A 15,520-nucleotide genomic window follows, 5' to 3' on the forward strand; every position below is an offset into this window, starting at 1 on the left:
TCTGTAAAAGCTTTTCTCTTTTTATTTCTACTCTTATTCTTATACCAATCTGTAACGCTACTAAGCTAAGCTTAGCAGTAGCGATACGTGGTAGCCTAGCGGGGGTGATATTACTGTAGTTGAACTTAATAAGATTGCACAGCTTTTTAATATGACTGTTGACCAGATTATCAACCTTGAAGATGATATACCACAAGCTGTAACTTTAGAAGATAAAACAGAAGATGAACGCTTAAAATTAATTGATAAGCTAGACGAGGAAGATAAATCCACCATCTTTAAAATTATTGATAAAATGCTTACTAACAAGAAATTTAAAGACTTCTTTGATAAAAATGTTGCTTCACTTTAAGACACAAAAAAAAAGCCTTTACATCTATGTAAAAGCTTTCTCTATTTTTATTCCAATAACTAATACAAACTAATTACCTGACTTTACAGTTTTAAAAGAAAAAGGCATAGCGTTACCCTGTTCATCATAATACTTCTGATTACCGTTAATTTTTCCATTTAAATAATTAATTTCTACTTGTAATTTACCATTAGAATAATACCTCTTTTCAATACCATTCTTAACACCTTTATCATATTCACATAACCATATTAAGACCCCATTTTCATTATACCTACTCTGCTTACCTTGGAAAAAATTATTCTCAAAATTATTCTTATTTTGTATTAAGCCAGATTTATAATAAGACACAAAAGAGCCATTTTTTTTTCCATGAAAAAAAGTGCCCTCATAAACTATTCTTTTTTCATTTAAATCATAAAATCTCCAAAAACCATGTTTATTTCCTTCTTCATCAAATATGTTCGTATTCTTAACCTGTCCAAATAAAAAACTACAGTAAACTATTGATATTAAAAATAATATTTTTCTTTTCATTTGAATATATATATAATATCAAGAACATCGCTAAAACTTAGTTTATTCTTTTTATTCTTTTGTTTTATATCTATTTTTTTATCTGATAATGCTTTCTTTAGCCTTGTTATTTCTTTACCTACATCAAAATAAAATTTATCTTTATTTTTTTTAATGTAAAAAAGCCCTTTATTAAAAAATTCAAAATGAACTTCTTCTATTAATTCATCCATTTTCTTTTCTCCTTCTTTATCAAATAAAAGTATTCTTTCATTATTTATTTCTATTCGTTCAATTTTTGTTTTAGTTTTAAAATAAGCCTTAACACATAACCAACAAAAAATTAAACTAAAAACAAATTGCAATAAAGAAGAATTTATTATCAGAATTAATACAAACAATACTATTAAAGCTATCTTAATTATTATAGATAAACCCACTTTATTATGAAAAATATTTGAACTCATAATGCTAATCTTTTACTTTATTAACTTCTGTTTTTATTTCTGCTTCCTGTTCCTTTTTAAACGACTCTAATTGCTCTTTTGAAACTGTCATTTTATGTTTTTCTTCTATAAATTCACCTTTATCATTTGATGCTTCAAAATGTATTAAAATCTCAACACCTACTTCGGTTTCTACAAATTCTATTGTTGATTTCAAATTAGTTATATCTGCTAATCTACTATTAGCATCCGCAACAAAAATATCGTAAGAGAGCATTGCAGAAGTAGTAACAGCGTTTCCGAGTCCTTTAGACACTTTCCCATAAGCCAAATATCTCGCCAGAGGACTCACTCCTTTTCCTAATAACTTCTTTATACCAGCCGTGACATTAGTACCTATATCAATACCTTCTCCAATGTAATAACCTATCTCACCAGCATTTTCATACCCTTTTTCTTCTAAATCATTACCAACTAATTGTCCAAAATTATTAGCTTTTGCTAATCTTGGATCGTTAGTCCCTCTATGCGCATCAACAACTTTAGCTAAACCAAAACCTGTTTGTGCAACTCCATATGTAATAGCTACAGCTGCAAAACCTTGAGCTCCTGGGACAGCTGCTAAAGCAATACCTCCTGCTGTGACTATAATTCCTCCAGTCATAGTTGCATATGCAGAAATATGAGCTTCATATTCAGTATATAAATCTAAAGCTGATCTCCCATAATCTTTAGCTTGATCTGTAATTACATTCCAAAATTCTAACCCTTCAAATTCAATACCATCAATAACTCTATTTTCAGAAAAAGCATAAGGACTATTCCATGGGTATCTTGCCTCTATAGGGTCAGGTGTAAAAAATCTACCAATTCTTGGATCATGCATTCTATGTGTATAGCTATAACTATTCCCTTCACCTTTAACTTCATCATCCTTCTCCTGCCCTTGGAAACCATACCTGTAATCATCCGTTGATCCATGTCTATTAGGCATGAGCATACCAAAGGGATAATAATCATTATATGAAAGAACGTCTGGTTTAAAAGGGTTTGCTAAATCCGTTTCGTCAAATAATTTACGATCTGTAATAACAGACAAAACATTGCCTAAATGGTTACTTAATTCATAGCGTTTGTCTCCTATTAATCGATTGGATTGTATTGGCACACCAACACTTGCTAGAAAAGCATTCCCTTGGTCATCGCCTTCGCAAGCATCTCCTATTCCATTATTATTAGTATCTTCTTGCCCAGGATTATTTACAAAGATACAATTATCGCAAACATCTCCAACATTATCATTATCTACATCGGACTGATTAACATTTTCCTTTGTTGGGCAATTGTCGCAAAGATCACCAACACCATCTGGAGTAGGGTAGCCGTTATTGTCTACATCGCTATCGGCTTGAATTGGATTACTTATTAGCGGGCAATTATCGCAAAGATCACCAACATTATCGGCAGGATTTCCTGCATTTATTTCCATTACATTTTCTTGAAATGGATTTTCTGAAAAGGGGCAATTATCTTCAGCATCTATCACTCCATCTCCATCTGTATCTACATTTTCTTCTCCACAATACGTGGTTGAAAACTGTGTCAGAATTGAAGAGAGTTGCAATTGACCATCGTCTGATGAATAAGTCATATCCATATTAAAGCGTCTATGGGTTTCATCTAGCTTATAACTAAACTCACACATTTGTGCAGGCAATCCGAATTTAGATCCTAAAGATTTAAAGCCTGATAGCCCTATTACATTTGGAAAAACATTATAAAAATCGTCTGTTCTGTGATTCCTCTTAAACTCCCCTTCACTAAATGCTACTTTATCTAATTTCACTAATCCATTACCTAATGTATAAATATTGCCATTTAAAAATAAGGTAGGCTCATAAATTGGTATGAATGAATACTTAAGGTTTAGTTCCCATTTCATATCCCATTCGCCTTCTGGAATACCTTCTTCTAACTCAAATGTTTCTACAGAATAATAATCATTCCAATTCCATTTTCTGCTATGGAATCTATGGTCTGATCTAAATCTAATTAATTCTATTACTGCCTTAAATTTATTATCTGCTGTTCTTTTTACATAGGCAGCAACCATACTTCTATATAAGTAGCTCCAATTTTTTCTTCCTTTATCTACAAATTCTTGTCCACTAAGTCTAGCAACTTGTCTTATATCATTTAGCGGAAAAAGGGTTAAGTCTTCAATTATTTTGAATTTACTTGCCAATTCTATCTGTGATGTTAGCCCTAATTCCAAAAATAAGTTTAAATTTTCTGAAGGTTCTAACCAGGTAGATAAGTTAAATCCACTATAATTTAATCCTGCCAAATTTGAAGGGGGTTGAATTTGGCTTTCTAAGGCTCTTGCAAGGGGTTTGGCATGCGTTACTTCTAATTTTGGAGATGCAACCGAGACTTCTCCTAATATTAAGTTTTCTTGTTGGATCCCTAATCTTGTACTACCGTATATATGCTGCTCTTTTAAACGATAACTGGCATTGTCCATTGCGCCTGTTCCTGAGTCCTGCGTTTCTATTTTAGCTAATAGTGTACTCCCTTGAACAGCATTAAATCCTGGAAGTAGGACTATTTCCTGACCTGCTTTTATGGTTAAGTTTCCATTTGGAGGCAACACATTATAACTACCTGTTCCTGCAACATAAACTCCGTTAGTTGCTAATTCTGTCGAGGTCGTATCTACATTTCCTGTTGGTAAAAATAAATTTTCCTGTATGCCTGTTGTTGTGTCATCATTATCTCCATTGAGGCTATACAAGGCCATTACATTACCTTGGGCATCTCGTTGATAAAAGGTTTTATCTACAATACCGTTATGATCTGTTACTGTTTTGGAGAGTCTGTTTCCTAGGCCATCGTAGTCAAAATCTATTACGGTTCCTGATGTTTTTGTTATTCGACTTACTTTTCCATCTACACGCCAATCAATATCTAATCCTTCTGAAACATCTTTTGTTAACTGCCCAATTTCATCATAATTATAATTATTATAAGAGGTGTTATCTATTATATAATTTTCTTCTTGATCATCTATATCTATATTCACAAAATCATTATCGTCCACTGTATCATCTACATGTGTTAATTGATTCGTATTGGGCTTATAATTATAGCTTAATGCATCCATTAATTTTGGAGCGCTTCCGCCTTGTAACACCCAACGGTTAAGACTATCTAGATTCCCATTATTGTCATAACTATAATTTGATTTGAACGAAGCATTACTATTACCTGTAACGTTATTTATAGCTAATGAGTTCATCGCTTTTAAGCGATTTAGCTGGTCGTATGTATAAGTATTATACTGAGTTGCGAGATAATTTTGATTAACATCTACCAAACTTGTAATCATCTCCTTTATATTGCCATTATAAAGATCTTGATTACCTTCTAGATTATCGGCCTTACTATAATATAAAAACTGATTATCTACATTATTTTCTGGTGTTTGAAATCTCGATTTATAATCCCCTTTATAATAATTAAGGGCAAAACTCATGGCGTCTTGAGCAACCGATAACCCATCTGAACCTACATCGTATGAACTACCAATGCGTTCTCCGTTTACTGTTTTAAGCCATCCTTGTAGTGTGTATACATAATCTAGCCCTTGTACTTGTTTATCTCCTATTACTGTACGTGCTAAAGGACCATGTTCATAATATAGATAATTCGCTTCTTTTTCCCATATAATCGCATCTTTACTAGTATATACTTCTGTAATTCTATTATCTGCATCATAGTTGTATTTATGAATGAATTGATCTGGTTTACCTTTTTGGTAATAAACCTTATTCACATTTCCACTAATCAAATCGAAATCATAACTTACTCGCTTAACATCCTGTTGAATTGCGACTAGATTAGGGTCATTATTAATCTGAATTAATTCCTTTACGTTGCCATGAACATCATAATCATAAAAGAGTCCATTTTGATAATTTATATCTTGAGTTGTATTTAATACGCTATTATAATACAAAACCGCTGTTACTCTGTTTCGTGTATTATTTTCTGAATAGGTTTCGAACAGAGATGAGGTACTACCAAAAGGGTCGTCATAAATTGTTTTTGTAACTTCTCTCTGCTCGGCAGATATACTCCTAGGGAACAACTCATTAGACACTTCTACATAGGCCCCTGAGTTATTTTTAAGTCGCCCATTAGAGTCTATTATATACCCTGTACCAAGATCCATTTCACCTGCTTCTATAATACGACCTAAGCTGTCATATTTAGTATAACTAAATTTACCGCTTAAAATTTGTACTGCATTTTGGGAAGCAACAATCCTTCCTAGCGCATCGTATGCAAAACGAGTTACACCGCCATCTGGTGTACTTTGCCATACCAATTGATTTAATGAATTGTAACGGTATTGCGTTTCGAGAGTATGATTTGGAACTAGATTAGAATTGGTTGTTTCGCTATCTGGTGAATTATCTCTTAAATTATTTATTGATAAATTAGATTCTGGGGCTAATCTAGTAACTCCACTTGGCGGCACTGTTTGCACTAAATTCCCTGCCTGATCGTAATAATATAATGTATATTGATATTCCTTGTCCGGCGATTTTTTAACAAATGTTTCTTCTAGATTCTCTATTGCGTCTTCAATATAACGTAATTTAAAAGCCTCTTTTTCCGCATTAAGGTAAGCTTCAAAACCTTCTGAAGAATAGGTATCATTAACCCCATTAAGCAGTGTTACACAAGGATCCTCTACATCATCTACAACAACACTAACAGCGCTTAAAAAAGGTACTGGAGGACAAGGAATATCGTTCTCTATTAAATATACTTGAGAGACATAATGTACCCATTCCTTATCTCCTCCTTCTTGAAGGTATAATATATAGCCATCAATAGCATCTGTAAGACCTTCATATCCCATATTTAACTCTGAAGCACTAAACTCTTCTATGTTTACGTAAAAATCTGGAAAATCTCTTATTAGCTCTAAAAAATACAAATAATCATTTACAACATAGGCCAAATTTGCTTGGCAAAAATATTCTTGAGTTAAATACTGGGGTGCTTGATAGTCTTCAGCTGTTTTGCTAGCAATAAAAATAGCTTCATTATAAACCTCCCATGCACTAGAGCATGATACTGGTGCTACTGTTTGAGGAATACAGGGTGTACATGGCACAGGAACTTCAACTAAACATCCTGCAAAAGTGAGACAACTTAATGTTCCACTGGCATGTATCTTTTTTCCTGATTCATGAATTATTTCAACAATAAAAGAATCGTACTGGTCTCCACTAAAAAAGAAGTTTGTAACTTCTGTAATGCCCGAAAATGCATTAGTTACAACTCGTCCAATTACATTTACTACAATGCCACACTCTGAATCCTCATTAAAATTGAACATCACTTGATCGCCCGTTTGTGTTTCTATTACAGAGAAATTGTACACTCCGATAGTTTCACTGGAACTTCCATTACCCGAAGGAAATACAATATTATCTGTTAAAGCCTCTAAAGCGGCTGTGGTATATCCATCTGGTATTTCTCCATTCTCATTATATTCATTTATTAATTCTAAAAGGAGATCTTCTATATAGCTAACAGGTTCTATGATTTCTGGACAAATAACATCTTCAAATATATTCTTATGTTTACCGCCAACAGTTCTTGTGCCTGCAGGAATTATTTGCTCTTGGCCTGAATCATAAAACACAGTATACTCTCCATGTGTGATATCAATTTCAAAAATAACTCCCTCATTCCCATTAGTATTAGTATTAAATTGCGTGATATTAAAATTCGAAAATTCTATACTTTGATCTAAAAAATTAGATGTTGCTGTATTGTATGGAAAGGAATCTATTCCATCACTAATCATTATTTTAAAGGTAAAAAAAGCATTATTATTAAACTGCAGAATTAAGCTGTTAACCCCCTCAACACCTGTTTCATACCCAAAATAAGTGATTAGTAAATTTGGTTGCATAAAAAAAGGTGCTAAAGCTTGTAATTCTGGAGGATTATAGGGGTAGACAATACCTTGCGGTGTTTGCTGTTGAATTACCAAATGATTAAGCAGTTGTACTATAGATTGATTCACTCCACTATTGTAACTAAGCTCTTCCGTACAGTCGCAATCAAAATCGAGTGTTATTTGATTTCTTTCTTTTTCTCCCAAAATGACACCTTGTACGTGAACCAATTCTAATGTTGAGAGGCTTAAATAACTAAGAGTAATACTCGTATTATCATTTTCGTCGATTTTAAGGCTTGTAAAACGTTCTATATTTACAGGGTTAATTACTCCATTCAATGCAATACGAACAGATTCAAAATCTGTAGTTCCTATATTATTTATTACAAAACTGCTAGTACTCCCAGATGCGGCTCCGCTCCACCTAGCTTCAAAATTTGGATCTTCTAAGTATTCTGGTAAAAAGCTATTCTTATAGCCATAAGGATCATTAGAAAGGTCTTCACTTGGTGTTGGCCCTAAAACAACAGAAGAAGTTAATAAAAGATTATCTTCTTTTAACTTATTCATTGTACGTACCATACTTTTTTCAAAACGAGTACGTTCATAGCATAAACCATTTATTCCTACGGCAGACTCACTACTCAATGTTTGCCCAATTCCATCGTCTACAAAACCACATTCGCCTATAGCTGCAATGGTTGTGCCTTCTATTATTATCTCTTGCGGGCTACTACAAGTAGTATTTCCTGTAGTGATAACCGTTGCTATTATTTGAAACTTATAAGTAAGTGTTTCTGTATTATAAGAATTTGGAACATAATATATGTTTTTAAAATCTATGATTTTAAAAACCTGGTTTTCATAATTACTCCATGTTGGCTCAATATTTCCGCAAGGAAGTCGATTGGCTTCTGGGTTTAAAATTTCAAGAACTATAGCTTGTGTTGCCCCTAGTTTGATACTTAATTGTTCGCCACTAGCTTGACCTATTATATCTGTACTTACTCCTGTTGTTACGGGAACAGTTCCGCCTACTGCTTCATATAAATCTTGGGTTAAATATGGTAAATCACTTAATTGCAAAGACTCTGGACCAGATTCTACTAATAGCCCGTTGGTTTGATACTCAGGATTAACAAGGCCATTTAGTAAATATTCCATATCAAAAGCCAAAGGACATTTACCTGTTTCCAAATATAATGCTGTGTCTGTTTCATTAATTACATCTGTCGCCGCATCTTGATTATCTGCTCCAGAGTTAAACCCATAATCGGCAGGAGAAAATCGCTTTTCTTTATTTGCGTAATATTGTATAGTCTCGGACTCACAAGGGCTTGTATAATTAGCGTTTACGGTTGAAGCTAAAGCTGTAGTAATATCAAATAATACTACGCCATAATTTGCATAAGGAACAAATAAAGTGATATAGGTATCTAAATGTTCCTGATTGCCTATGCAACCATGGTAACGGTTTTGGCTTGTAGCATAAACATTAGAATAGACATAACGTATTTTTTCTTTAAGAGAAGTATAATAGTTTCTAAAGGTTTGCCATATCCTATCCTTTTTACTTGTAGAAAGGCTTGTAAAGGCGTAAGAGGTTAAGAGGTTAGGTGTTTCTATTACTGTTGCAAATTCGTCTTGAGGTACTAAGCCATTACTATAAACAACACTATAAAAAGCTGCTTGTAACATGTTTAAACTATGCGTTGTACCTGCTGACTCATAATTAACCCCATCATAATTGGTTTGAAGCGCTTCCTGCATTATCGCTCTTCTATGTGTCGCAATAAGAGTAGATTCTACAGTATATTGTATATTAAAAAATGGGTCTTCATTAAAATCTAATAAAGATTCAAAGATATTATCATTGGAACTAGCCTCTGCATATGTTTTTATTTCTTGTAAGTAAGCATCAAATGTATTAGAACTCATGGGGGTTCCATTTACATTATACTCGACTTCACACAACGCTTTATTATATAAATAGTAATAATATTCAGGGTGATATATTAATAAAGATTTAGCCCAATCTGGCTCCCATGCAGCAATAAAATCTTCTATATTCTCTAAGTTTTGAGGTAGCGTTAAAAAAGTATTTGACGGCCCAGAAGAAACTGGCATTAAACTATTTGCATCTAAAACTGCTGGTATAAATTGGCCTTCTCCAAGTTCTGTAACTGTTATGTATGACGTTTCTCCTTCTTCATTAGCATATGGAAATGAAGGGTTTCTCCAACTCGCATTAGATAGTGTTACAGTTACTGTTTCACCTTCTTCTATTACAGTACCCGTCGAAGTTCCTGAATATCGTAAAAAGTTATTTTCATTAAAAATACTTAATGGAGGGAAATCATCATTCTCCGTTTCTGGAAGCTTGCCATACTGGTTATTAGGTGTTAAATCGGTTAATAATAATTGTACATCGGTTTCGCAAGTTGTTAATAAAGTAGGACATAAATCTCGGCACCCTAATAATAGGCTTTCAAATTCTAATTTAAAGCGTTGTTCATACAGGGCTATTTCTTCTTGGTATACCAATTGGTTTACGCCTTCAGGAAAAGTAAAATCTAAAGTGTCTCCATTGTATAAAAAACTATCATTACCTGTAATAGCAATGATTCCTTCCAATATATATTCTTTTTGTGCTGCTGTTATAAAAGCTAGTCTTTGTACATTATTTTCTGAAACATCAATGGTGCCATCACCATCTGGATCTAAAATTGAATTAAAAATTTCACATTCTACTGTCGAGAGGTATTCGCAAACTAAAGACTCTTCACAGCTTAGGCAAGTTATGTTACAGTTTACTTCTATACTTGCGTTGGGTATAAAATTGTCAACACTCAAATAACAATCTTCGTTATCTTCATCTCCTTCTGTACTTTGTATCGTTTCTATAAAATCATTTGCATAAATTTCTAATGCTTCTTGATTTACACGAATGTCTTTGCTTAATGTGTAAGTACCTACTTTTAAATCTGCACCTGCTTCGAATTCCAAATGCTCTAAGATTTCTGGTACTTCAGAATTCGTTGTTAAACTTGCTGTTCCTATAGTATAAGAAATTATATCGCCTGCAAGTCGGTTATTTCCACAATCATCTAATAAACTTATTCTTAAGTCATAAACAAAAGGGTATTGTTTTTCACCTAAACACTCTTCTTTATAAGTGTTATTATTATGCCTTGCATCATAAGTGAAAAAGATTTCTGGGTTGTCGTCTTCTACTCCTATCTGTTTTCCCAGGCTAATACCATCTATGGTCACTCCATTTCTGCCTGTTGCATATTTTATATTATTGGACAGTAAATCTGAAGTAAATACCTCACTATCAAATGATTCACTAGGCAAACCAATTAAATTATAAGGATTTTTACCGACTAAAGCAGTAGCAATTGTTCTTCCTTGTGGGTCTATATAACTAACGCTAACTTGTTCATTAGGATCTACAACTATATTTTTTTTATAGAGGCTATTGTAGCCTACCTTGTATCCAAAAATACGATTTAGTTTCTCTTGCTCTGGTTGCAAATAGAAATATTTCATTTCACGACCTGTTCCTAATTTGTATGATGCTCCTACACCACTTTTTCTACGAATTCTTCCAGTATTATCTGGCGTATATTCTATTTGGCTAAAAGGAAAGGCTTCTGTTATATTATCTGGGTCTATTGCCGATGGGACATAATCTTGAAAATTGTTTTTAACGGTATTATTATTTGAATAATACTTACTGGCTCCAGAACTTGTAGACATTCCAGTCTGTCTTATTTCACAATCATTTGAATTTTCTTTATCCCAATCAAAATCTTTATGAGAAAACGGGAGTCCAAGTGGATTTCTATTTAAATCATCATAAAACCGAATGGCAGATTCTTCTACAGGAACTGGAAGTACCTCTATTGCTGGCCTCCCTTGCGCATCATAAATAACCTCACCCGCTATAGCTTGCGCATTGGAATTTATTTTTGTTACGGTTTGACGATTTCGTAATGTTCCATCAAAGTAACTAACAACTTCTTTCTTTTTTCCATTTTCAGCATAAGATGACTGAAATTGCCAATTCTTAAGTCCTTGCTCATGCGAAAGTCTTATTTCTAATACATGAGGGGCCCAACTTGCCATAGTGGTTTTAAAATTTGAGCCACTAGTCCAATCTCCATAATAATTTTTTGTAATGTCATCTAGAAAACGCCCTACTGGCCTTACTCTATATACCAAGTATCCTCTGGAAAAAATTAAAGGAATACGATAAGACAATGCTTTAGTTTCAATACGTGTGCTATTTCTTTTAAAATCTTGCTCACTTAGCTTAATTTCCGTTGTTTGTAATGGCAATGGTGTTGTGTTTTGTAACACCTCTCCATAATTATCATACCATGCCCATTCTAATTCGTACTCTATAGCTGCTGGATTTGCAGTCCATATAACTTCTAATTCATCTTCCCCGTTTGAAAAATCGGGATTAGGAGCACTTATTATTTCATTAAATCCATCATATGTTACTAATTGTCTAGACAATTCAACCGTTGTATTATTTGTAAATTTATAATAACGATTCGTTTTGAACTTTAATTCTAAATAAGCTGAAGAATCGTTTATATTGATCACATCACCTTCTTCATCTATATATATAATGTTAGTAACGGTTATTGATGCTTTGTGTACTCCTGGGAGTTGATGCACAGCCAAATCTACAACATTACCTATATTGCCTCTTACATTATCGTGCATTATAGACAATTCTATTGAAGATCCCGCTAGAGCTATGCCATTACTATTATACGGAGTTACTATTATACTAAGCTCCGCACCATAAACAACTTTATGTTTTATAGGGTTATCCGAATCGTCTTCGAACCCAAAATAGATTGATGTACTTGCGCCTTGAGATGCAAAGCTCCCGTTGTTAAGATCATTATATAAAGGATCTTGAATAGCTATTGTAGCTCCTGCTATTGCGTTACCAACAAGACGTGTACTAGACGCTTCTTCTTCTTGTCCATACCCCAATGTTGTTAACAGTGTTACTATAATGACTAAATAATGCTTAATTTTTGACATAAATAGTTTTGTTTATATATTTTTTGATATTTAAAGCTTTATCGCTTATCTAATAATTCATACCCTTTCAAATTTGAAGACAGTACGACCGTGCCACCTTTTTTAATTTCTAGAAGTCGGGTTGTTTTAAATTTACTTTCTTCCATTTGAATTCTACCATAACTAGAATAACAAATTTCTAATCGAGGTCTTTGTAAATCTACTTTTTTATAGTCTTTAGAGAAATTGACCCCTTCATTATAAAAGAAAATTTGCTTTTGTAAAAAGAATGTTTTAGTGATTTCTAATACTATTTTACTATAGGGTAACCTGGTTTCTTTTGCAAGAAGCGCAATCTCCCAATAGTTTCCTTTATCTTTAAAAGTACTTTCTTCATATATTTTAAAAAGCGCACTCAAATCGTATTCTTCTTGAATATATAACTCTGGAGCTGTCAGTAGTAAGGCTTTCTCGTTGTGACTAACTTTTATGTTTACATCCTTGTTATTAAGAAACTCTGTATCTTTAATCTTTATATAGATCGCATTGGATGCATTTTTATAAAACCTTCCTGTATAGCTTTGGTATATTTTTTCTGTATCAAAAGTTTTATACAAATTATAGGTCATTTTAAACTGTAATGGCTTATTTGAACTGTATTGTAGGTAGATCTCTGACAGTATTTTTTCTACAGTTTGTGATCTCACATTATGCGAACAAAACAGCAATATCAATATTATAAATTTACTTTTTCTCATTGCTTAATTTTCGTTATGCATACTATTTCCTGAACGTGTTTCTTGTATAGTTTTTACTCCTTTTGACGTTTCTTTTTTAACACGTACTAAACCACCTTCATTATCATACTCGTAATACGTACTGTAATTATTCTCGTCTAATTCTGCCATAAGCCTATAAGTAACAGGGTCATAAACGAAGGACTTCATACTCCCGTTAATGGGGTGTACTCTTATATCATCAAAATACACAGGAATGTTATTACTAGCGTTCGATAGTTCTAATTCTAGAGTTACTGTTTCTTCGGGAACAAGAAACTTCCCAGCAATACGTTGCCATCCATCTATAATATTTCCAGAAGGGTATAAAACTTTAGAGGATATCTCAATGTCTACAGCATTAATGAAATTTATTCGCAATGAAGCGTGTATATAAGACTTTACTTGAATATTTAAATCCTCTTTTACCCAACCGCTAATCCAATAAAATTTATCTCGCTCTGGTTGAAAAGTATAACAATCATAGCATTCGTCTACGGCATTAGAACACTCAATTTCTGAATGTGCTAATAAATTAGAGAGGATCCCTAATCCAGATTCTATTCCCGAAAAATCATCATAACCATAATAATCTGCAGTAGCCAAATTCATTTGTCCAGAGATTGGTTCTCCATTTCCAAATAAATAATCTAATGATGTTCGTATACTTGACACCACATCTCTAGATACTGTAGTGTTTAAAGCTCGCATTTCATTTTTATTTAACGTGGTATAATTAGGGTCTTGATCTTGAGGTAGCCTTCCTGATAGATTATTTCCATTTACATAATATTCATTATCGATAGCATAAACAAAAAGATTCGAGTTTTGTCTTATCAAATCGATTTGAGTTTTTAAATAATCTATGTTTGCTGTTTGTGAGCCATCGGTAAAAACAACAACCAAATCCGGGGTATAGTTTGAATTATTTACTACATTCAATGCGCTTGCCCAGTAGTCTGAACTACCATCAACACCCTGATTACCATCCCTATTACCATAATTAGCGATCCAATTATCAAACATAGGTTTTGTAGCTGTAGTAACTTTTTGTCTTATAATATGATCTGCTCTAATATTCGCTAATGGGTCTATACCAACTCTCCCATCTGAGTTTGACATTCCTATAATAGAGATATTCAATCCACTATCTAATTGGTCTTCTACAAACTTATAAAGACCTGTTCTTAGTTGTTTTGCTTCTTCTGGACTTATAGACCCCGATTCGTCTACTATTATAGCGACTTCATCACAGGGGTCTATATCATCATCGCAATCTTGTATTACTACAGTTTGAGTATACTCTGCGGTACAACCATTATCATAGATAAGCTCTAAAGTAACATTATATATACCTGGACTTGTAAAAGTATATGCTGGATAGGCATAATTCGCTGTATGTAATACCGTTACCCCGTCTACATCATAAAACGTCCAAAGATAAGATGTAACATTATTAATAAGTCCTGAGTTATCAGTATATTGATAACAATATTCTTCGCCTATACAATAGTTTTGATTTATTCGCTTTTTTGTTTCGGTGGTTTTATAAACACATCGATCTGTACTAATATTTGTAATTTGAAAATCGCATGAGTCTACAGTGCAATCTTCTATCACTACAGCTTGAGTATACTCTGCGGTACAACCATTATCATAGGTTAACTCTAAAGTAACATTATGTATACCTGGATTTGTAAAAGTATATGCTGGATATGCATGATTCGCTGTATGTAATACCGTTACCCCGTCTACATCATAAAATGTCCAAAGATAAGATGTAACATTATTAATAAGTCCTGAGTTATCAGTATATTGATAACAATATTCTTCGCCTATACAATAGTTTTGATTTATTCGCTTTTTTGTTTCGGTGGTTTTATAAACACATCGATCTGTACTAATATTTGTAATTTGAAAATCGCATGGGTCTACAGTGCAATCTTCTATCACTACAGCTTGAGTATACTTTTCTATACATCCGTTTTCAAAAGTAATCCACACTCTTATACTGTAAGTCCCAGGGTTAATAAAGTTATAGTAAGGAAATTGACTATTAGAAGTATACAAAATACTTACGCCATCTGTATCATAAAATGTCCAATCAAAATGAGTTTGATAACCATATTCACCTACACCTTCATAATTATATGAAAAACAACGAAGGACATCAGAGCAATTAGAGCTCAACATATTACTTGTTTTAGAAGGGCAAAAGCCAACAAGAATTTCCGTGATACTTCCATCGCAAGAAACCTCTTCTTTTTCGTCTGTTTCCTTTATAATATTAGTTACCTCAGTCTCTATCACTTTTTCGTGATATTTTTCATTGTCAAAAGCTGATGAACTAACAAAAAAAAGAGCACTAAGAATAGTGTATAAAAAAATTTCTTTCATC

General features: G+C 33.1%; 6 protein-coding genes. 1 reads left to right on the forward strand and 5 read right to left on the reverse strand.

The features are described from left to right. Positions 1-151: 151 nt before the first annotated feature. Positions 152-352 (forward strand): hypothetical protein, encoded by a 201-nt coding sequence (locus AC2D8I_RS10455; RefSeq protein ID WP_484705955.1) that lies wholly within the window; start codon positions 152-154, stop codon positions 350-352. 69 nt (positions 353-421) lie between these two features. Here the strand turns inward: AC2D8I_RS10455 and AC2D8I_RS10460 are convergent, their stop codons facing one another. From AC2D8I_RS10460 to AC2D8I_RS10480, 5 genes are read right to left on the reverse strand one after another with little or no spacing between them, the layout of a single operon-like run. Beyond that, positions 422-889: a toxin-antitoxin system YwqK family antitoxin gene (locus AC2D8I_RS10460; protein ID WP_484705956.1), complete on the reverse strand. Its 468-nt coding sequence runs from the start codon at positions 887-889 to the stop codon at positions 422-424. Beyond that, on the reverse strand, positions 886-1,335 hold the full coding sequence (locus AC2D8I_RS10465) for a hypothetical protein (RefSeq protein WP_484705957.1): 450 nt from the start codon (positions 1,333-1,335) through the stop codon (positions 886-888). Before AC2D8I_RS10465 ends, AC2D8I_RS10460 begins: the two co-directional genes overlap by 4 nt. 4 nt (positions 1,336-1,339) lie before the next feature. Next, positions 1,340-12,367, reverse strand: coding sequence for an RHS repeat-associated core domain-containing protein (locus tag AC2D8I_RS10470; protein WP_484705958.1), 11,028 nt, complete (start codon positions 12,365-12,367; stop codon positions 1,340-1,342). Positions 12,368-12,405: 38 nt separating this feature from the next. Further along, positions 12,406-13,104, reverse strand: coding sequence for a LolA3 family protein (locus AC2D8I_RS10475; RefSeq protein ID WP_484705959.1), 699 nt, complete (start codon positions 13,102-13,104; stop codon positions 12,406-12,408). Between the two features lie 3 nt (positions 13,105-13,107). Then, positions 13,108-15,519 (reverse strand): VWA domain-containing protein, encoded by a 2,412-nt coding sequence (locus tag AC2D8I_RS10480; RefSeq protein WP_484705960.1) that lies wholly within the window; start codon positions 15,517-15,519, stop codon positions 13,108-13,110. Position 15,520: the final 1 nt, after the last annotated feature.

The sequence above is a fragment of the Lacinutrix sp. YIN62 genome (genome assembly GCF_057219185.1).